This window comes from Paenibacillus pseudetheri (assembly GCF_924513355.1).
Lineage (GTDB): Bacteria > Bacillota > Bacilli > Paenibacillales > Paenibacillaceae > Paenibacillus_AQ > Paenibacillus_AQ pseudetheri.
In genome coordinates this window covers 1-21190 of record NZ_CAKMAB010000026.1, presented here as the reverse complement: position 1 = coordinate 21190, position 21190 = coordinate 1, and the positions used below count along the sequence as shown (strand labels likewise).

The 21190-nt window shown below is 45.1% G+C and carries 20 protein-coding genes and 1 pseudogene; 4 read left to right on the top strand and 17 right to left on the bottom strand.

All coding sequences use genetic code 11. From position 1 onward, the window contains the following. Window positions 1–77: 77 nt before the first annotated feature. Window positions 78–1574 carry a xylulokinase gene (gene xylB / locus L1028_RS20370; protein ID WP_234538845.1) on the bottom strand — a complete coding sequence of 499 codons (1497 nt, stop codon included), beginning with the start codon at window positions 1572–1574 and terminating at the stop codon, window positions 78–80. A 317-nt stretch (window positions 1575–1891) separates the two neighbouring features. Beyond that, window positions 1892–3208: a xylose isomerase gene (gene xylA, locus L1028_RS20365; RefSeq protein WP_234538843.1), complete on the bottom strand. Its 1317-nt coding sequence runs from the start codon at window positions 3206–3208 to the stop codon at window positions 1892–1894. A 378-nt stretch (window positions 3209–3586) separates the two neighbouring features. Here xylA and L1028_RS20360 point away from each other — a divergent pair, with 378 nt between their 5' ends. Both L1028_RS20360 and L1028_RS20355 read left to right on the top strand, forming a co-directional pair. Further along, window positions 3587–4747, top strand: a complete 1161-nt coding sequence (locus tag L1028_RS20360) for an ROK family transcriptional regulator (protein ID WP_234538842.1) — start codon at window positions 3587–3589, stop codon at window positions 4745–4747. A 210-nt stretch (window positions 4748–4957) separates the two neighbouring features. After that, window positions 4958–5158 carry a hypothetical protein gene (locus L1028_RS20355; RefSeq protein WP_042131070.1) on the top strand — a complete coding sequence of 67 codons (201 nt, stop codon included), beginning with the start codon at window positions 4958–4960 and terminating at the stop codon, window positions 5156–5158. A 268-nt stretch (window positions 5159–5426) separates the two neighbouring features. Here L1028_RS20355 and L1028_RS20350 read toward each other — a convergent pair whose 3' ends face one another. The 9 genes from L1028_RS20350 to deoC all read right to left on the bottom strand — a co-directional run bounded on the left by L1028_RS20350 (window position 5427) and on the right by deoC (window position 14068). Next, complete coding sequence (locus L1028_RS20350; RefSeq protein ID WP_234538840.1) at window positions 5427–5660, bottom strand: glutaredoxin family protein; 234 nt, start codon at window positions 5658–5660, stop codon at window positions 5427–5429. 69 nt (window positions 5661–5729) lie between these two features. Next, a complete protein-coding gene (trxB, locus tag L1028_RS20345; protein WP_042191901.1) occupies window positions 5730–6671 on the bottom strand; it encodes a thioredoxin-disulfide reductase in 942 nt (313 codons plus the stop codon). A 156-nt stretch (window positions 6672–6827) separates the two neighbouring features. Further along, entirely contained in the window at window positions 6828–8792 is a 1965-nt protein-coding gene (locus tag L1028_RS20340; protein WP_234538838.1) for a heavy metal translocating P-type ATPase, read from the bottom strand. Between the two features lie 457 nt (window positions 8793–9249). Further along, window positions 9250–9399, bottom strand: coding sequence for a 3-dehydroquinate synthase family protein (locus L1028_RS31210; RefSeq protein WP_253074711.1), 150 nt, complete (start codon window positions 9397–9399; stop codon window positions 9250–9252). An 11-nt stretch (window positions 9400–9410) separates the two neighbouring features. Continuing rightward, entirely contained in the window at window positions 9411–9611 is a 201-nt protein-coding gene (locus L1028_RS31740) for a hypothetical protein (protein WP_253074710.1), read from the bottom strand. Next, window positions 9608–10138: an iron-containing alcohol dehydrogenase gene (locus L1028_RS31200; RefSeq protein ID WP_253074709.1), complete on the bottom strand. Its 531-nt coding sequence runs from the start codon at window positions 10136–10138 to the stop codon at window positions 9608–9610. The genes L1028_RS31740 and L1028_RS31200 overlap by 4 nt, the downstream gene beginning before the upstream one ends. Before the next feature lie 402 nt (window positions 10139–10540). Next, window positions 10541–11617 carry a hypothetical protein gene (locus L1028_RS20330; protein ID WP_234538836.1) on the bottom strand — a complete coding sequence of 359 codons (1077 nt, stop codon included), beginning with the start codon at window positions 11615–11617 and terminating at the stop codon, window positions 10541–10543. A 211-nt stretch (window positions 11618–11828) separates the two neighbouring features. Continuing rightward, window positions 11829–13121, bottom strand: a complete 1293-nt coding sequence (locus L1028_RS20325; RefSeq protein WP_234538834.1) for a homocysteine synthase — start codon at window positions 13119–13121, stop codon at window positions 11829–11831. Between the two features lie 269 nt (window positions 13122–13390). Beyond that, complete coding sequence (gene deoC, locus L1028_RS20320) at window positions 13391–14068, bottom strand: deoxyribose-phosphate aldolase (RefSeq protein ID WP_234538824.1); 678 nt, start codon at window positions 14066–14068, stop codon at window positions 13391–13393. Between the two features lie 314 nt (window positions 14069–14382). Between deoC and L1028_RS20315 the strand changes: the two genes are divergently transcribed. Next, a complete protein-coding gene (locus L1028_RS20315) occupies window positions 14383–14658 on the top strand; it encodes a hypothetical protein (protein ID WP_234538823.1) in 276 nt (91 codons plus the stop codon). 115 nt (window positions 14659–14773) lie between these two features. On the opposite strand, the gene L1028_RS20310 is transcribed toward L1028_RS20315, so the two are convergent. From L1028_RS20310 to L1028_RS20295, 4 genes and pseudogenes are all read right to left on the bottom strand, one after another. Beyond that, the gene (locus tag L1028_RS20310; protein WP_234538821.1) at window positions 14774–15772 is read right to left on the bottom strand and encodes an MsnO8 family LLM class oxidoreductase; all 999 of its coding nucleotides are present in this window, start codon (window positions 15770–15772) and stop codon (window positions 14774–14776) included. Window positions 15773–15793: 21 nt separating this feature from the next. After that, window positions 15794–16276 carry an Rrf2 family transcriptional regulator gene (locus tag L1028_RS20305; protein WP_234538811.1) on the bottom strand — a complete coding sequence of 161 codons (483 nt, stop codon included), beginning with the start codon at window positions 16274–16276 and terminating at the stop codon, window positions 15794–15796. Between the two features lie 189 nt (window positions 16277–16465). Beyond that, window positions 16466–17209 (bottom strand): annotated as a pseudogene (locus tag L1028_RS20300) (SulP family inorganic anion transporter). A 258-nt stretch (window positions 17210–17467) separates the two neighbouring features. After that, window positions 17468–18544 (bottom strand): bifunctional 3-deoxy-7-phosphoheptulonate synthase/chorismate mutase, encoded by a 1077-nt coding sequence (locus L1028_RS20295; RefSeq protein ID WP_060625754.1) that lies wholly within the window; start codon window positions 18542–18544, stop codon window positions 17468–17470. 680 nt (window positions 18545–19224) lie between these two features. Here L1028_RS20295 and L1028_RS20290 point away from each other — a divergent pair. Beyond that, a complete protein-coding gene (locus tag L1028_RS20290; protein ID WP_234538808.1) occupies window positions 19225–19770 on the top strand; it encodes a glutathione peroxidase in 546 nt (181 codons plus the stop codon). Between the two features lie 351 nt (window positions 19771–20121). Here L1028_RS20290 and L1028_RS31735 read toward each other — a convergent pair whose 3' ends face one another. Both L1028_RS31735 and L1028_RS20285 read right to left on the bottom strand, forming a co-directional pair. Continuing rightward, window positions 20122–20352 carry an IS3 family transposase gene (locus tag L1028_RS31735; RefSeq protein WP_423803067.1) on the bottom strand — a complete coding sequence of 77 codons (231 nt, stop codon included), beginning with the start codon at window positions 20350–20352 and terminating at the stop codon, window positions 20122–20124. Further along, the gene (locus L1028_RS20285) at window positions 20349–20855 is read right to left on the bottom strand and encodes a DDE-type integrase/transposase/recombinase (protein WP_234538806.1); all 507 of its coding nucleotides are present in this window, start codon (window positions 20853–20855) and stop codon (window positions 20349–20351) included. The genes L1028_RS31735 and L1028_RS20285 overlap by 4 nt, the downstream gene beginning before the upstream one ends. Window positions 20856–21190: the final 335 nt, after the last annotated feature.

The window sequence follows — 21190 nt, the reverse complement described above, 5'->3', positions numbered from 1 at the left end:
TCATAAAAAGGTCCTTCGCCATATACGAATGACCTTTTTTATCAGACATATCAAACATAAACCCTTCGGCGTCTTATTTATTGGCGGTAAGCTGCCAGCTTGTTATTCAGTTCACGGGTCTGACCGTAGACTTCCTGATAGAGGTTAAATAAGCCGTCATAGATTGCCGCTTGCTTCGGATCTGGTTTATATACGTCCGCAGGACGGATAAAAGCTTCTGCACATGCACTGAGTGATGTGAACCAGCCACTGCCGTAAGCTGCCAACATCGCTGCTCCCATAGCCGGACCTTGCTCACTTTCAAGCTTCACGATGGATGCATTGAAAATATCTGCTTGTATCTGGAGCCATGCCTCATTTTTAGCCCCGCCACCGATCGCAATGATTTCTGTAATTTCTTTGCCTGAATCACGTACAATCTCGATGGATTCACGTAACGAAAAGGTGATGCCTTCTAATACGGAACGTGTAAAATGAGTCAACGTATGCCCTGAATCCATTCCAATAAAGCTTCCGCGAATATTCGCATCAGGATGCGGTGTACGTTCCCCTACGATATAAGGTGTAAAGAGCAGTCCGCTGCTACCCGCTGGGATGGAAGCAACTCCACTTAGCAATTCATCAAAACTCTTGTCTGTCGCAAAGGTTTCTTTGAACCATGTGAGGCTATGACCAGCCGCTAGAGTAACGCCCATGATATAGTAGGCATCTTTTTCACCATGGTTGAAGAAATGGACTTTGCCTTCGAGATTTAAGTCTTTGTTGCTCTCATAGGAAAGAACTACACCAGATGTACCAATACTGCACATCGTCCGGCCTTCACCAAGGATACCTGCTCCGAGTGCGCCGCACGCATTATCCGCGCCACCAGCAAATACCTTTGTTGATGATAAAAGACCTGACGCTTCCGCAATATCCGGCAATAACGTTCCTGTCTGTTCAAAGGACTCTACCAGTCTAGGACAAAGGGAAAGCGGCAGTTCAAAAGCTTCAGCAATTTCAGCACTCCACGTTTTAGAACCTACATCTAATAGAAGCGTTCCTGCAGCATCGGAATAATCCATTGCATAATCACCGGTCAACCGGAGACGCACATAGTCTTTTGGCAACAGGAACTGATACGCTTGTGATAATACCTCAGGTTCATTCTCTTGTACCCATAGAATTTTAGGAAGTGTGAAGCCTTCCAGCGCACGGTTTCTAGCAACCTCAATAAGCTTTGCTCCGAGCGTCTTCTCTATTCTTCTGCACTGTGCAGTAGTACGAGTATCATTCCAAAGAATGGCCGGACGAAGCACTTGACCTTCCTTATCCACTAGTACCAATCCGTGCATTTGCCCGGAGAAGCTAAGACCATCAACTTGTGATGGGTCTATACCCGATACTTCAATCAGACGACGAAGACTGACCAGCGTGCCTTTTACCCAGTCCTCAGGATTTTGTTCGCTCCAGTTCGGCTGCGGTCTGCTTAGCGGGTAGGACTCGGAATGCTCAAAAGCCACCTTGCCCTGTGGGTCTACTAGAACAGTCTTCACTGCGCTAGTGCCCAAATCTACACCTATAACGTATTTCATTTTTGACCTCCTAAAAGTTTTGTGAGCATAGGCTTCATTGAATTACTTCGAGCAAAACTCACTTCGTAAGCATTCACTTAGTTTTATGAGCGCTTACTTCGTTGAAATACTCCGAATAAAACTTGCTTCGTAAGCATCCTGCTTAGTTTTGTGAGCATAGGCTTCATTGAATTACTTCGAGCAAAACTTACTTCGTAAGCATTGACTTAGTTTTTGGCTACAAAAAAGGGGCTGCCGAAGAATGCTCTCTTCAGCAACCCCCGTTGCATTTGTTCAAACTGGATTCAAAGCCTAAGCTTCAAGCTCCCTGAAAAATCCTACTCAGCCAAAATGTATTGGTTAAGTGTAGCTCTCAGGTATTCTTGACGTCCGGATTGGTTAGGACGCGGGTTCTCATTGTTCAATGCATATTCAGCCAAGGAAGCCAGAGTTGCTTTGCCGGATACGATGTCCGCACCAACGCCTTCATTAAAGCTGCTGTAACGTTTTTCAATGAAATCCTCGAATACGCGATCTTCGATCAATTTAGCAGCTACTTTCAAACCTTTTGCATAAGTATCCATACCAGCGATATGTGCTAGGAACAGATCCTCAGGCTCAAAGGAAGGACGACGTACTTTAGAGTCAAAGTTGATTCCGCCTTTGCCAAGACCATCATTCTTGAGTACTTCATACAGTGTAAGTGTTGCATCGTAGATGTTAACTGGGAATTCATCAGTATCCCATCCGAGCAATGTATCACCTTGGTTAGCATCAAGCGATCCGAGCATGCCGTTGATACGAGCTACACGAAGCTCATGTTCAAAAGTATGACCTGCAAGCGTAGCATGGTTAGCTTCAAGGTTCAGCTTGAAGTGCTTGTCGAGGTTGTATTTTTGTAAGAATGAGATCGTTGTTGCTGCATCGAAATCATATTGATGTTTCGTAGGCTCTTTTGGTTTAGGCTCGATCAGGAATTGACCGTCAAAGCCGATTTCCTTAGCGTAATCTACAGCCATGCTGAACAGACGAGCAATGTTGTCTTGTTCAAGGCCCATATCTGTATTCAGCAATTCTTCGTAACCCTCACGACCGCCCCAGAATACATAGTTGCTAGCGCCCAGACGTTTACCAACTTCCAGACCTTTCTTCACTTGTGCTGCTGCATGTGCGAAAACATCAGCGTTAGGTGTAGAGCCTGCACCGTGCATGTAACGCGGGTTGGTGAACATATTAGCTGTATTCCACAACAATTTCTTGCCGGAAGTCTTCATGCCTTGTTCAAGGATATCAACGATAGTGTCGATGTTGCTGTAGAATTCACGCAAAGATGCGCCTTCAGGTGCGATATCTACATCATGGAAGCAGAAGTAAGGCAGATCCATCTTGTCCATAAATTCAAATGCTGCTTCAGCGCGAGCCTTAGCTTTGTCCAGACCGTTCAATTTGTTCCAGCTGCGAATTGCTGTTTCAGCGCCAAACGGATCAGAACCGCCAGCAGTTAATGTATGCCAATAAGCCATTGCAAATTTCAGATGTTCTTCCATAGTTTTGCCGGCTACGACTTCTTTAGGATTGTAGAATTTAAATGCGAAAGGGTTGGTGGAACGGCTTCCCTCGTAAGAGATTTTGTTCACTGTCTCAAAATAAGCCATTGTGTAATCCTCCTCAATTTGTGCTTCGCCCGCAAGCGTTTACAGGATCATCTTAACACATCTTTTTTACTTTGTATATTGGTTAAACAAAGTTTTGATTAGTTTTTTATGTCCATTTTTTGGGACCCTGTCTAGCCTCCTCTCTCCCCTCTTCTCGGATATAGAAGACCCTTGTTGGAAAATTTCCTCTAGACGCTATGTATTGCAATTTCCAGCACATCACTCTAGACTAAGTGGCATACAACAAATGGGAACTATGCCAAGCTAAAACGCCTTTAGCGTCCTTTTAAGGACGGCAAGCGTTTATGCGAGAATTATAAGGAGAAAGTATACCGTGAAGCTTATACTTTCTTATAATTTAAGAAGGATGTGTGATTTGTGAAGGTTACTGGAGACCAAGCGCTGGTCAAAAAAATAAATAAATCGATTGTACTACATACCATTCGAAGACACTCTCCACTCTCGCGCGCGAAGGTCTCAGAGATGACCGGACTGAATAAAGCTACTGTGTCCAATCTGGTAGCCGAGCTGTGCACGCAAGAATTGGTAACTGAAGTCGGACCTGGGGAATCAAGCGGTGGCCGCAAACCGTTAATGCTGCATTTTAACACGATGGCTGGTAGTGTAATCGGCATAGAATTACGGGTAAAGCAGCTAACAGCAGTCTTATGTGATCTGAGCGGGGGCATTCTTTACGAAAGCGATTTCTCGTTAGAAAACCATGATTTCCCTTACGTTCTGGAACAAATGAAAAAACTTATCTCAGGCTTGATTATCAACGCTCCAGAATCCCCTTACGGCATCGTCGGTATCGGAGTAGGTGTCCCTGGCATGGTGGATGAAAATGGTGTTGTACTCTTCGCTCCCAACCTTGGCTGGGAAATGGTCGAGCTGCGAGTGATACTGGAAGCTCAATTTTCCGTTCCAGTCACCATTGATAACGAAGCGAACGCAGGCGCACAGGGTGAACTCAACTTTGGCGCGGCACGAGAGGTAAGACATCTCCTTTATATCAGTGCGGGATCAGGGATCGGATCTGGAATTATTATTGGTGGAGAGCTATACAAGGGTGCAAGAGGATATGCCGGCGAAACCGGACATATGACGATTGAAGCACAAGGCAAGCCTTGCAGTTGCGGGAGTCGTGGCTGTTGGGAGTTATATGCCTCTGAGAAAACTTATGATAATCCCGATCTCTCCCTCCCTGCCCATACTACGCCAGAGCTGGTTCGCTATGCAGCCAGCGGGCAAGAAGACGCCCTGCATCACTTCTCAACGATGGGTGAATATCTCGGTATCGGGGTGACCAATCTAATCAATAGCTTCAATCCAGAGCTTATTGTGATCGGCGGGGCATTGTCTGAGGCTGAAGAATGGCTAGGCGAACCGCTGCGCCGGGTTGTAGCTGAGCGTACTCTTCCTTACCATAAGCAGCAACTCGAAATTACATTCTCTAAGCTCGGCAGCCGTGGAACGATGATCGGCGCAGGTTTCTCTGCGGTTATGCATTTCCTAGGCGATATTCGGGTGACCCTGTAATCCAGAACGGTAAGCGTTTATGTGAGAAATATAAGAATAATTTATAGCGTGAAACATATACATTCTTATATTTTGAAATAATTGACGTAAAATTGACGCATTTGAGTGAATCAAAAGTGCAGTAAAAGGAACAGAAATCCTATATAATAAAGGTCAAGCTAGTGTGATATTTATCACTACAACCCCTTTTTTGAAATGGAGAGCGAGTCCATGACCTATGTTGATACGTCTGATATCTCGGCACAGATGTTCATCACTGTGTTGCTTTTTCTGCTCATTATTGCCCCTTTGATCAGCCTCGGCGTGCTCCGTTTTTTTCAAGCTAAAAAGAAATCAGGATTTATTCTTATTGGCAGCGGCGCTGCTGTATACGTGCTATTTCAGATCATTACATCTTTCACTCAAACCTAAAATCTACTTCTAGATCTACTTTCATAAAAATAGTCTGCGCACAGAGATGCGTCAGACTATTTTTTGTATGCATAAAGCTCGCAAGCATTTAATACTTTCTTAAATTTCAAAAAAGACCACCTCCTGATCGGAAGCGGCCCATTACAATTCCCTTACGGAAATCTTATTTAACTAGAAGAAACGACTTTGTCGTCCTATTAAGGCGACATCGGTTCCTCGTAGAAATATAAGGTTATTATAGTTGTGCAGCATATAAATTCTTATATTTTTATACAGTTGTAAGTGCTTTGTCGAACTGAGTTTTGTTCATGCCAACAATTTTATGCTCACCGATTACAGTTACAGGAATAGCCCTCACTCCCATGTCCCATACTTGCTGCGCAAAATCATCGTTCTGCTCGACATTGCGTTCTTCGTAGGATACGCCTTTTTCACTTAAAAAGCTCTTCACCTGACGGCAATGCGGGCAATTTGTTGAGGTATATACAATTACATTCTCCATGGTATGACCTCCTATAAAAGATATACAGTGATGATATCAATTGTAGCGTTGAGGGTTTTTCAAACCAAATTATAGAATAACTGCACTGTGCTCCAAGCTTTCAATATATTTCTCAGCATCCATAGCTGCCATACATCCACTACCTGCTGCAGTAATCGCTTGTCTGTAACGAGTATCCTGTACATCACCACATGCGAACACACCTGGGATATTGGTTTCGGAAGTGCCTGGGTTCGTCATGATATAGCCATCCGCATTGGTTGTGATCTGTCCACCTAAGAAAGAGGTATTAGGGTGGTGGCCAATCGCAACAAACACGCCGCTTGCTTCGATGATTTCTTCTTCTCCAGTCTCATTGTTAAGCACCTTTAGTCCATTGACGCCTCTTTCGCTTGAAGTCACTTCCAGAGGAGTACGGTTCAAGTTCCAGTCTACTTTAACATTAGCGCGTACACGATCCTGCATGATCTTCGAAGCACGCAATTCTCCACGACGGTGTACCAAAGTCACTTTGGAAGCAAAACGAGTCAAGAAACCCGCTTCCTCAAGTGCGGAATCTCCGCCACCAACAACCACGATCTCTTTATTACGGAAGAAAAATCCGTCACAGGTAGCGCAGGTGCTCACACCGCGTCCTACGTTATCTTGCTCCCCTGGGATACCGAGGTATTTTGCTGTAGCGCCTGTGGAAATGATCAATGTATCTGTAGTAAGAACACCCATTCCTTCAACATTCAGCTTAAAAGGACGCTCTCCAAGTTCTACACTGTTCACCCAGCCCGTACGGAATTCCGCACCAAAACGTTCAGCTTGTTTACGCATATTATCCATCAAGTCAGGGCCCATGATTCCTTCAGGAAATCCAGGGAAATTCTCCACTTCTGTAGTTGTGGTTAATTGTCCACCAGGTTGGGGTCCTTCAATTACTAGTGGGTTCAAATTGGCACGAGCCAAATAGATAGCGGCGGTTAATCCTGCCGGTCCAGTACCAACAATTATTGATTTATACATATCTATGTCCTCCTTGAGCTAAACGGCAATGACGTCGCTTCTTATTTAAAATAATTATAATGTAGTGTTAATTATGATAACTGAAAGCAAATATGTCAATATGCCAGACTCCCAAGTTTCGAAACTATTTTGTGAACAATTTAATTTTAAAAAATATTATCGTAATAATCTTAGTCCATTTAGAATCACTAATATCGTACTGCCTTCATGCCCTATCACGCCAAAAGGAAGAGCGATCCCTTGCACAAAGTTGCTGATCATAAGCACTGCAATCACAGTCACAGCAAAAATCATATTTTGCTTCACAATACGCTGCGAACGACGCGCCAATGATATCGTTGAAGCGATCTCTTCTATATTATCATTCATAAGCACTACATCTGCTATTTCGAGCGCTGCGCCGCTCCCTTTCATGCCCATTCCCATGCCTACGGTTGCTGTCGCCAAAGCAGGTGCATCATTCACACCATCGCCTACCATAACAACGTGACCATACTTTTCACGTAGTGCTTTGATATGCTTCACTTTATCCTCCGGTAATAGATCGGCAAATACCATATCCACTCCAGTTGTACCTGCAATAACCTGAGCTGTAGCGTCACGGTCACCGGTAAGCATTGCCACTTTAATCCCAAGCTCCTGCAGCTTCCGCACTGCGGCTTCTGCTTGTGGGCGAACCGTATCCTGCAAAGCAATCATTCCGGCAATTTGCTCACCGTCCAGAATGATGGAGACGGTCTTCCCTTCTTCAGCCAACTGCTGCCGCTTAAGTTTCCAATGCTCTAGTTCAGGATTCATAGAAGATGAAGTCAGCTCATCGAGCAAATTAGACTTCCCGATTCTCCAGAGATGTCCGTCGATTTGACCTTCAATCCCCCAGCCTGTGATGGTTTTACTGTCTTCTACTCCCTGTAGATCTAAACCTTCCTCTTCCGCTTTACGCACAATCGCTTCCGCCAGTGGATGACGGGACATATGCTCAATGGATGCGCTAACCGTTAGCAACTCTTGCCGACTGTAGCCTTCACCTGCAATAAAATCAGTTACCTGAGGAGTTCCCTCTGTAAGCGTCCCTGTCTTATCGAATGCCACAACCGTTGTGCGTGCCATATTTTCCAGATGGACCCCGCCTTTAAACAGAACCCCTTTTCGCGCACTTTTGGAGATCGCCGACAGCATCGCTGGCATAATGGAAGAAACCAAAGCGCAAGGTGAAGCTACTACTAGAAAGACCATCGCTTTATAGAAGGTTGCGCTCCAGCTCCAGTCCAGCAAAAACGGTGGAAGGATAATCAGTGCCACTGTCGAGGCTACGATAACCCGTGCATAAATGGCTTCCAGTCTTTTAATAAAACGCTGCGAGTTAGGAACTTCCGTTTCTGCCTCTTCTACCATTTTGATGATTTTAGCAAAAAGGGTGTTCTCAGCTGCTTTCGTTACCTCAATATAAAGGGGGCCTTCTCCATTCACAGTGCCTGCAAAAACTTCGCTACCGGCACATTTCTCTACAGGAACCGATTCTCCCGTAATGGAAGCCTGATCTACTGCTGATTCCCCCCGATATACCTTGCCGTCTGCCGGAATCAAATCTCCCGGGCGCACAAGCAGTAGATCTCCGATCACCAGCTGGTCGATATTAACTTCATTCATACTTCCTTGTTCAATGCGCATAGCCGTAGCCGGTTTGAGTGCCATCAGCGAGGAAATATCCTTTTTACTACGTTCCATCGTATAACTCTCTAAGGCTCCACTGAGTGCAAAAATAAAGATAAGCATGGCACCTTCATTCCAGTACCCAATGGAAGCTGCGCCTAATGCGGCTGCAATCATTAATAGGTTCACATCGAGATCCCGTTCTTTGACGAGCGTCTCTACGCCTTCCTTTGCCTTGTTCCAGCCACCAATCGTATAAGAAATAACATAGAGTGCAATCGAGAGAATTTCAGACCAACCACCAACAGCCCAAGCAAAAAGCATAAGCAGTCCGCTGCCCAGAGCAGCCTGCATTTCAGAATTGCTGAGCATGGCACGCGGATCGAACCGGCGCTTTGGAGCGCCTGGCTTCTTCATGCTGCCGGAGATGGATGACTGCTTGGGTAAATGTTTTGATGTTGCTTGCATAATAATCGCCGCCCTTTAAAGTTTTGTGTAGCGTTCCTTCTGTGACTCTTCTTCGCAACAAAACTTGCTTCGGTAATGAGCATACGCTTTGTTTGTGGAGTTCTACTTCTGCCAAGTGAGAATGAGAGCCATTATTAAGACCCCTAAAATGACACATGCTGCCCCGGCTTAGCCGGGACAGCATGATTGATAACTATAGGTAGTGAGAATGATAATCATTGTTGCAATAGTACAACTATATTTCCTTAGTGCAACTTATATTTTAATCATACCACTAGGAATGAAAAAGTAAAGCCTATCTATTCAGCTAACCGCCATTTATTTCAGAATAGGTGTTAGCTGCCCGTTTAGTGGCGAATTTTATCTAAAAGTTCAGTTAGGACATATTCCTCAACTGGAGTTGAATAAGATCCATCCTTCTGTAGCAAAGCAATCACCCGCTGAACTTGGTCCCGAGTTACATACCCAAGTGCTCTGCTAACTGCACCTGAATCGAAAGTCCAATCGCTATGGCCTCGCCATGTAACAATTCATAACCACTTAAAGCCTCCAGTGCTCGACCTGCGGTATGACCAAGATTTAGAATTTGACGCAGGTTACTCTCCAATTCGTTCTTCTCTACACACCATATTTGATCTCACAATTGTAAAGTGCAATCCGTTCGCAAACTTCGCGATCTAATACAAGTCCACCTTCGGCGGAGACTACTTTATCCATATTTCGCTCCAAAAACTCTAAAAATCCCGCATCGGCGATACAGGCATGTTTGATCGTTTCAGCCAAGCCGCTACGAAACTCACGATCCGGAAGTGTTCTCAAGTCACTAAGTCGATGTACACCTTTTTGGGTTGATGAAATACCCCGATCAGGTTGGTAGCGACTGGTGTATTTACGCCTGTTTTACCGCCAATGGATACATCTGCTGCCCCTAATAAAGTAGTTGCATAGTTCAAACTCGGCACTCCCCGGCCAAATGTCCCTGCCAGAAAACCTGCTAAATCCGTTACCGCTCCGCCTCCAATCGCAATAATACAGCAATCTCGTCCATACGATCGACTTAATAGCTGATCCTCAAGCTGTGCCTTCGTTTCACGGGTTTTGGACTTTTCTCCGGCTGGAAAAGAAAAAAGCTCAGCATGAAAACCGTTCTGACTCAACTGTTCCAGCAAGGCTTGTCCATATAGCGCTTCAACTTTGGAATCCGTAACAATCGCAAATTTGCTCACATTCTCTACGATTCCTCGTTTTAAGTCCTCTATTAATAATTTAAATAAAGTTTCACCGATCTCAATGTCGTAAGAATGGTCAACAACCTTCTTCAGGGCAACCCTAAAATTTGCGGACATGTGCAGCGCCTCTTTTCAGTAGGATGCTAATAGGTTCGAGCCGCCTCTTCAATTATCCTTTTTATGTAAAATTAATGAGGGCCTGAAAGTAAATCGACTGGGGCAAGACGATATGACCCTGACGACAGCCAGCATTATGAATGAAGTAGAAGTCACAGTGCAGCCGTACTTGTAATGCACTTAAATTTGTGCGAGCGAGCCGTTACGGACGTAAGTACACTGTTCTAAAAATGAAGAAGATCTCCCAACATTAAATTGCAGTGATCCTCTAATAATAAAGAGCAGTGATTCTCCAATTACGGCAGAATCACTGCTCTTTTGTCTTTTTTATCGATTCTAAAGAAATGTATCGTCTTATTTAGAAGAGAAAGCGGCTTATGGGACAGCCGCTTCTTTGTTGCCCTACTGCCTTCCACCGGCGGCAGTATCCAGTGTTTCCTGCTGCCTGGCGATCCAGATCAGACAGGCTGCTCTAAGCAGTGCTTCGGTCCGCTGACCGGCGCTGCAAAAGATCCCGCTGAGGCCGATCTGATACAGATCGGCCTCAGCCGACGCCGCCGGAGTCCCCGCGGCGAGAACTACCGCCGCCGGCTTCACGCTCCGCACGGCGGCAAGGATCTCCCCCGCCGCCAGGGCAAAGCCCTCTGCGGCGGCCCCTTCCGGCGCGAGCTCGCTCGCCGCGCCGTCGAGCACTAGGAAATCGGCGATGCGCGCGATTTCCGCGGCGGCGGAGGGCTCCACATCGGGCGCGATCAGCGCCCCGATGCGGCACGCCGCCGCATAAGCGTGGCCGAGTGTCTGATCGGCCACGACCTCGATGAATTCGCGCTTCGCCGCGAATTCGGCTCTGCTTGCGGTGTAGGCGACCAGCAGGTCAAGGCGGCAATCGCCGCCTTGCCGCTGGCTCTCCGCCACCGCAGTAAAAAGCGCTTCGAGCTGCGCGTCCTGAAGCGCGGTGAGCTTTGCGGGCTGCGCCGCAAGCTCCTCTGGATGAAGCAGGGTGACTGCTGCCCATTCACCATCCGGCGATTCCAGCAGCGCTGTGGTCGCTGCCTGCAATTGATAATAAATCCGCTGCAGCATTCGATTAGCCTGCAGCTCATCTTCACTAGATAACCAGTTCTCATAAAGACAGAACAATTCAGGTTCAAGCAGCCATTCCTCACTTCGTATCAGACAAGGTCCAGCTTGAACGGATCTTGTTCCTTCCCTTGTAGTAGGGCGCTCTTCACGTTTTTCTCGTCCTTCACGCAGCACTAAGAAGGCCGACTGTTCCCCAGGGCGCTTAAAATAAGAACGGTTCAAATGTTCTACGACATCCTTCTGCTCTACTCCGGTGATAAATTCTGCGGCAGCGGAGGCAACGGATCCGGCTTGGCTCATTTCCATCCCAACAGCCCGATCACCGGCCTTATACATGAACTTGAACGGGCGCTCTTCACTACTCCGAAAACCATCCTGCTGACGTTCACCCTTCATCTTCGCACCCACCCTTTAACTTTGGATTGCTGCCGGTACGCCTAGTAAATAAACATCATGCCACCGACATCTTATTACCACACTTATAAATACGGGAACCTCCCATGAAATATGCAAGCGTTGCCAAATCATATGAATAATTAGCCTTATTACATCACAAAAAAAAGGCATTGCCGCATAGCAGCAGATGCCTTCCTTAAACTTCATTGTTCTATTGTTGACTGGCGGCAATGGCCTGTTCCAGATCATAAATAATATCATCAATAGATTCCGTACCAATCGATAAGCGGAGCAATTCCGGAGTTACTCCCGCTGTGGTTTGCTCTTCCTCCGACAGTTGCGCATGTGTTGTGCTTGCAGGGTGGATAATCAATGACTTGGAGTCACCGACATTCGCCAAATGCGAGAACAGTTTCACATTTTCAATCAGCTTGCGTCCCGCAGCACTTCCACCTTTAATACCGAAGGTAAGGATCGCTCCTTGTCCTTTAGGTAAATACTTTTGGGCTAATTCATGAGATGGATGAGTAGGAAGTCCAGAATAACTTACCCATTCTACATCTGCGTGTCCCTCCAAATATTGCGCAACCTTTAGTGCATTCTGGCTGTGACGTTCCATCCGCAAATGGAGTGTTTCGAGCCCTTGCAACAACATCCAAGAGTTAAATGGTGAAATAGAAGCACCTAAATCACGAAGTAATTGAACGCGGGCTTTGATAATATAAGCAATCGGTCCAACAGCTTCCGTATAAACAACGCCATGATAACTTGGATCAGGCTCTGTAAGTCCTGGGAACTTACCGCTTGCCTTCCAGTCGAACTTACCACCGTCCACAATAATTCCACCGATAGAAGTACCATGCCCGCCGATGAATTTAGTTGCCGAATGAACAACGATGTCAGCTCCATGCTCAATCGGACGCAGTAAATATGGACTTGGGAACGTATTATCCACAATAAGAGGAATTCCGTGTTCGTGTGCGATCGCTGCAACGGCTTCAATATCTAGTACATTCCCCTGTGGGTTACCAATGGTTTCTGCATACAAAGCTTTGGTTTTATCATTAATCGCAGCACGGAAGTTCTCTGGATTATCCGAATCCACAAAATGCACCTTAATGCCAAGCTTTGGCAGCGTTGTAGAAAAAAGATTATAAGTTCCACCGTATAGGCTTGCCGCAGATACAATTTCATCCCCAGCACCCGCAATATTTAGAATGGAGAAAGAAATAGCCGCTGCCCCGGAAGCTGTAGCAAGTGCACCTGCTCCACCTTCTAGTGCTGCCAAGCGCTGTTCAAATACATCTGTAGTCGGATTCATCAGCCGAGTGTAAATATTACCGAATTCTTTGAGCGCAAACAGATCCGCTGCATGATCAGCATCACGGAATCCATATGACGTGGTCTGATAAAGCGGTACAGCACGTGCGAAAGTAGTTGGATCAATTTCCTGGCCTGCATGAACAGTCAAAGTTTCAAATGACAGCTTACGGTCTTCTGACATAGGTATTTCCTCCCTTTATAAATAAGAATAGAAATCTTTAACAAATAATAATTGTACCCATTCTCTCATAAACGACATCATTTGAAAAGAAAAATATCTTATTATTCCGGTGTGAATTATTATATTTTGATTTATTCGAAGAAAAGCATGTCCGATGAACATCAGATAACGCTTTCAGAAAAGTTTTTACATCTACGCAATAAAAAAAGAATAGCGGCGGATAAAGCTTGTCCACCTCATCGCACCGCTACTGTTTTACTTATCTTCTTTTAGTAATTGCTTTGGCTTGTTTCTCCCATAGCAATCGCTACACCGCCGCTGGTACCAATACGGCTTGCACCTGCTTGTACCATTACATGGGCATCTTCTGCACTACGAACACCACCGGAAGCCTTCACACCCACATTAGGTCCAACCGTTGCACGCATCAGCGCGATATCTTCCTTCGTTGCCCCACCTGTAGAGAATCCTGTGGATGTTTTTACGAAGTCTGCTCCAGCTTCAACAGAAAGCTTGCAGGCACGAACCTTTTCTTCTTCCGTTAATAAACAGGTCTCGATAATGACCTTAGTCAATGCTTTGCCGCGAGCTGCGTCTACAACTGCTGCAATATCACGTTTAACCAACTCATTGTTACCATCTTTCAGCGCTCCGATGTTGATGACCATATCCACTTCACCTGCACCATTAGCGATAGCATTGGTAGTCTCAAATGCTTTGGTCTCTGTTGTCGAGGATCCGAGCGGGAAGCCGATAACTGTGCAGACTTTAACCTCCGGCGTATCCTTCAACACTTCATGTGCAGTAGCTACCCAAGCAGGGTTTACGCAGACTGAAGCAAACTTATAGGCTTTTGCTTCCTCTGCCAATTTAACGATATCTTCTTTCCGTGCATCTGCTTTAAGCAGTGTATGATCAATGATCCCCGATAGTGTAATTTCGCTCATTTTTGTCATTCCTCCATGATTTGGATAGTGAATTTTTTTCATCTCTGTAATCATACCAATAGAACTCTGCTTTGCAAAGTCGACTCGGCGACCAGACCCACCCTAACCTCGGTTAACTCATATAAATATATTTGAAGCAGGTCATTATTTACTTAATTATCTTTTCAAGTTAATTTTATACCTTCTTGTATTTTTTAAAATATAAAGGATGATCACCCTAAACTTTCCCATTAAAAAATACGATAACATCTGGAAACTTTAATTTCACCTCAAACGCTGCAGCCCAAAAACTGAATGTACAAGTAGAAGGTTCTATGTCCCCTGAGGACGCCGGGCGCTTCATTCAGGAGTACAACCAAGTCGTAAGTACATTTGACCCGGCACAATATGAGACCATTTTAGACTGCAAGACATTAAACGTATCCTCGCCCGACACTCTTCCAATGCTTGAGCAATGCTACATACTGTATAAAGAATCAGGATTTAAAAAAGTAACCTTCATTATTGCCAAAAGCCCTGTCCTAAAAATGCAGCTAAGCCGAGTAGCCCGGGCAACGAAATTAGAAAATTACGAAATTATTGAAGCATAGGGGGGTTCATTTGGGACATATAACCATCCACCAAGCTGCTTATTACCATCCGGAACATGTCGTATCTAATGATTATTATCTGGAGCATTTCAAATGGGGGTTTGAGAGGAGAGCTTCAGGAACTTAGTAGTTCACGCGCCAGTAGTCGGTAAACCTCTAGACGTTTCTCCTGCGAATGCGGAATGCTGCATATCATTGCTTCCTGGAATCCATATTGTGCTTGTTCTTCTTGCAAGCGTACGGCGATGTCTTTAACCGCACCAACCAAATGAATCTTACGGGCTTCCTTGATTGACATCCGGTCAATTTCCGATAACGATATGTTCTGAGCTTCTTCTGGTGTCAGCACCTGAGTAATTCTGCCCTTGCTCATCATCAACCGAAAAATATCCTGCGGTAATGCCTCATACTCAGCTTCTTCCTTCGTTTCTGTGGTGGTCACCATATAGGATACACTAATCTCAGGTTTGTCCATGAAGATAGAAGGCTGGTAGCTATTCCGATATTGATCCAAGATCTCATTACTCATCGCACCATTAAAAAATTGCGCAAAGGAGTATCCGACTCCCATCTGTGCAGCTTTTCGCGCACTGTTGCCGCTCGAACCTAACAACCATACTTCAGGGAGCGCCACCTTCGTTGGAGCGGCAAGATTTTTGGCATATAACTCATTTTCCGGAATCTGATCACTAAGCAGCTGCATAGTAATGCCAAGCTTATCATACATATTATGCAGCATTAACTCGCGGCCTTCCGACAGAGCGTACATGGCACTTGTATCGCCACCAGGAGCTCGTCCCACACCGAAATCAATTCTCCCCGGGGAAAAAGCACTTAACGTTTTAAATACTTCCGCCAGCTTAAGTGGAGAATAATGCATCATCATAACACCGCCGGTGCCGATTCGAATACGGTTGGTCTTAGCAGCTAAACGGGCAGCCGTTACTTCCGGAGCTGAGCTAGCAAATGTATTTCCGCCATGGTGCTCAGCCATCCACATTCTGCTATATCCCAACTCATCTGCTAAAATAGCTAGTTCTTCTGCTTTATTCAGAGCACCTTCCGCTGTGTTACCACTTGTCACGGGTGCCTGATCCAATACGCTTAATCTCATGCGAATACATCCCTTCTTTGGTCAGATGACCATTTTATTGCTGATCCATTCCTCTAAGGCTGCAATCTTATCTTTAAAGCGTTCACCAAGCATTTCCTCCGACAACGAAGCAATAGTCTCCCGCTTTAATACAGCTTTCCAAGAGGATTCAGCTTCTTCCATCAGATTCGTTAACAGGCAGCAGCTATCTTCTTTTTCTAAATCCAACATGTCTACCAGAATACCATTGGATGAATACAGCGACTGCTGTCCTTCCACCGCAAGGTAAACGTCATATACACGAATATCTTCAGGTCTCTTCTTTAATTTAAAGCCGCCTTTAATGCCGGGAACAGACGTGATGATGTCTGCGGTTACCAGCTTTCTTAACAGTTTCTGAAAATAGGTCGCCGATGCTCCGAGCTGCTGGCTAATCGCTTCTCCAGACAGCACCGCCTTGTCCGGCAGCATGTTAAGCAGAACCAGTGCATACACTGACTGTTCTACCCCTGTTTTCATATGCATGTACAGCACCTCGATCTACGTAAATTGCTTAATACAAACTGTAGACTATACCACCCGTGTACAAAGCGGATAAACATTATCCACTTTGTACTTTATATCAGTTTGCACCAAAAGTAAAACCCTGCTCATCTTCTCTTACAGTTAATATCTGCTATAAAAAAAAGATCGCGCATATAGCGCAATCTTTTTTCATATGGATAATCCCACTCGCTGAACCAACTGTGAGCTCTGGTCATTAAGTCCGGTAATGGTGACTTTTTTGCCACGCTCGGCTTATTTGCTCATCGTCTTCGCTATGGCATGAACTGCGGATTGGTCCCACACATGGGAGTGTGAAAAATCGATAACAAAACGCCAATAGAAAGGTTGTCCGTAGCCACCACAGTGACCACCGTTACAATCATAACCAGCACATCGCTTAGCAGAACACGGGTTAGAGATTTAAGCGAGCCCCATTCAAAGGTGCTGATACAGACCATTATCATTACGCCAACGAGCGCGCCCATCGGAATCTGCTTAACCACATCGCCAAGTACGATAATTAGGAACAATAAAAAGATCCCTGATACAAACGTGGACAGACGCGTGCGTCCTCCTGACTTCATGTTAACCATGGACTGGCCAATCTTCGCACAGCCTGCCATCCCTCCGAAAAAACCAGTGACTACATTCGCCAGCCCCTGTCCCTTCGCCTCCCTATTCTTATCACTACCTGTGCCAGTAATATCGTCGATTAAGGTGGCAGTCATCAGTGATTCCAATAGCCCAACTAGCCATAGCCCCCGTAGCCGCCGAGATCATTCCGGGTCTGCCTCCGGCAAGTGCGGTTACAATTGCAATACAAAAAGAGGCATATAAACCAACCATCGGACTTACTCCCGCCAGGATCGAAAAAGCGATCGCTTCAGGAATCAGTGCAACGGCTACGGTCATCCCCGATAAAATATCGGTTCGAGTGTTAGAAAGCCACCCATTATTTAAGGTAAGCTGCTTCAAAATCTAATTTTCTCCTGTGACTAATAAGGTATATAGGCCTTTTTCAAAAGACCCGGGGCCGGTGCAACGCTAATGTTCCTTATTGTACTCGACCCGTCTTCACCTTCACAAAAAGATTAGTAAGACTTATAAGCGCTTATTCAACTCATTTTCTAGCCAATTCTTGAAATATCATTCAAATTCTATATTTCTAGATTACCGGTATAGTCCGGAAGCTTTCACTTCATTAAAGAAGGTGTTGAACTCATCAATATTCAGCTGCTGCGCGGCATCGGATAACGCAGTTGCAGGATCAGGATGCACCTCGACCATAATACCATCGGCTCCGGCTGCGAGTGCGGCTTTTGCACAAGGGATAAGAATATCTTTGCGTCCTGTCGAGTGAGTAACATCGACCAATACTGGCAAATGGCATTCCTGCTTAAGAATAGGCACAGCTGAGATATCGAGCGTGTTGCGGGTCGCTTTTTCATAGGTACGAATTCCGCGTTCAATCAACATGATTTGTGTGTTACCACGAGACATGATGTATTCCGCTGCATGTATGAATTCATCGAGCGTGGCAGCCAATCCGCGTTTCAGCAGCACTGGCTTATTGACTTCTCCGACCGCTTTTAGCAGCTCAAAATTATGCATGTTCCGTGCACCGATCTGGATGATATCTACATAATCTAAAGACTCTTCAATATGTCTTGGGTCTACAATTTCACTGATGGTCAGCAGACCATAATCATTTGCTGCTTCACGTAATATTCTTAGGCCGTCCATACCTAGACCTTGGAAGTCATAAGGGGAAGTCCGCGGCTTGAAGGCACCTCCACGCATAACACGTACACCAGCTTTTTGCAGGGCTGCAGCTACGGTGCGGGTCTGTAGTTCACTTTCTACAGAGCAAGGACCAGCTACCATTAGTGAAGAAGAACCGCCAACAGTAACATCTCCAGGCAGAACAATCACAGTGTCTTCTTTGTGACTCTTACGCGCTACTAGTAAAGTTTTTTTATGTTCATCGGATTGTAAGTCCAGAGATGCTGAAAAAATTTGTTTGAAGAGGCTGCGGATGGTTCCGTTAGTGAAAGGTCCTTTGTTGCTCGCTACGAGCTGATCCAGCATTTTCTTTTCACGTTCTGGATCGAATTTAGGCACACCTTGCTTTTCTTTAACTACTCCAATCTCCTGCACAATTTTAGCCCGCTCGGAGATCAGCTCCAGCAATTGCCCATTAATTTCATCCAGACGACCTCTAAGAACATCCAATTCCACGTTACTCATTACCCTTCCACTCCCTCTTCTTATTTATAATTTGAAACGCAAAAAGGCCCCCCGTCGCAAGGGACGAGGAGCCGTGGTACCACCCTTATTTAGAATTAACCCCTAAACTAGCACAAAGGAATAGCAAATCGGATTCCTTTGACTAAAGATTAACTCTATCTTATACCCGGTAACGCGGGGCGCGGGCCTCCCTACTCATACCTGTCACGACCTGTGACAAACTACTTCAGGGGCCGACTCGGAAGTGAACTTCGGCATTAATCGTCTCATGAGGGTGCTCTCAGTCTCCGGCACGCCTTCCCTGTTAAGATCCGCTATAATGCTTACTCTCTTCGTCATAGTCCTTGTTTATATCAGCGCGTCTTTTGCGCTGGTTTCTGCTATCTTAATCAAAAAATGATTCCGATGCAAGATAGCAATGGAACGCTGAGTAGCTTTAATGCATTAAAATATCATCAAGAACAATTATTCTTATAACAACTCGCTTGAATAGGTTTGAAATATGAAATAACCCATATCCATACTATTCCAGGACTGCTTTAAGGGTTCCAATCCCTTTCTATGTATGAAGTTGACAGCGATATTTTGATTGTTTACAATTAAATCATTGAAAATATTTCCTGTTCTTATTCACTACCAGCTTTAGCGTTTACAATACATAACTGAAGGGATGTAGCAGCATGAGCATTTATCCATATACAGCACGCAGTATTCGAGGAAAAGAGATCGAACTAGAGGAATACAAAGGTAAAGTACTTTTGATTGTGAATACAGCAAGTAAGTGTGGGTTTACCCACCAATACTCCGATCTGCAAAAGCTCTATGAGCGATACGAGGATCGTGGCTTCCAAATTCTCGGTTTCCCTTCCAATCAATTCGGGGAGCAGGAACCTGGCACCAACGAAGAAGTGAATGTATTTTGCCAAATCAATTACGGCGTTACGTTCCCTCTCTTTGAGAAGGTTGAAGTAAAGGGCGAAAATAAGCATCCCCTGTTCACTCACCTTACAGAGCAGGCTGGATTTGAAGGCTTCGACATGAACCATTCTTCAGGAAAGCTGCTTCAAAGCATGCTTGAGAGCAAGGATCCGGAGGCACTGAACAATGACGAAATTAAATGGAACTTTACTAAATTTCTAATTGATCGCGAAGGCAATGTAATTACAAGATTCGAATCTACTGTGGATCCGCTGGATATTGAGCCAGCGATCGAAGCACTGCTATAGATTTTTCTAGATATATACCGAACTAATGATATTAACTTAAAGCACAGTAGTCACTGCGGTGAATAATCGGACTTCCGGCCGCTGTTGTCCCCAGATTTCTTGATTCAAACCGCTCTTCGCGGTGGAAATCCCGGGACAAAGGCGGTCGCTATCGCTCCTACAGTTCCAATATTCCCCTCCGATCCTTCTCGCTTTTTGTTATTTTCTTATGTTCAACCTATATAGATTGAATTTCTATACAACAATAAGCCGCCCAGACTTGATATGCTCCCTGTCAAGTGGACAGTCTAAAAAACAAAAATAGTTCGTTAAGATACCTCAACTCGTATTACCAGAGCTGAGGTATCTTCGTTATGCAACTCGTCGGTATTCGTTAGGTGACAAGCCATCCAAACATTCTACGTAGCGGTAATTATTGTAGTAGTGAATGTATTTGCTAACCTCTTTGAGGACATCTTCATAGGCGTCATACTTTGTAAGATAAAAGCTTTCTGACTTGTAGGTACCCCAAAATCGCTCAATAGGTTGGTTGTCCAGGCATCGGCTCACACGAGACATGCTTTTCTTAAATCCGTATTTCACATGAAGTCGGTTATACTCATGAGACGTGTACTGGAAGCCTCTGTCGCTTTGTAAAAGAGGGGATACGCCGGATTCTTCGGGTAAGCCCTTTTCAACGTATCCATCACGAGTTTATTGTTGTTGGAATGGCTTAATACCCATGAGACAATGGAATTATCATATACATCAATAATAGCGCTCAAATAGGCTTTGCGCCCATTCCCATACTTCAGTTCTGTCACATCTGTACACCACTTTGAATTAGGAGAATTGGCATCAAAGTTACGGTTCATTACATTTTCAGTTACATGGATCTCCGCAGCTTTCACATAACTTGCTCGTTTTCTGCGAATGACCGCTTTAAGCCCAAGAGCACACATGATTCGGTAATAACGCTTTTTGTTGTAGTTATTTTTGAGCTTCCGGTTTAATTGCGTGCGCATTTGACGATAGCCAAGTATCCCTTTTCGCTTGTCATAACGAAGCTTTACTTCTTTGGCTAACGCACGGATTTCATGTTCCATGCTAGAGGGTTTCCATTTTGATCACTTGTAATAGGCAGATCGAGCAACCCCAGCTAACGCACACAATTTCGTAATTTCGTGACCTTTTTCTTTGTTCAGTTCTTGAATCGCTTGATACAAGTTTACATGTCGAACAAGGGTTAGCGTGTATTTCGTCGCTTGATCTCCGCCAACTTTTTTGCGAAGTCATTCTCCATCTCTAGGTATCATTTCGCGCTTCTAGCTCTTTAATCCGTAGCTTAAGGCGTTCATGCTCATCTAGTTCTTCTTCAGGCTTTTTGCGACCGCGATGGTCCTGAAGAGCCTCCTCACGGCCAGCTTGATATTTCCGAACC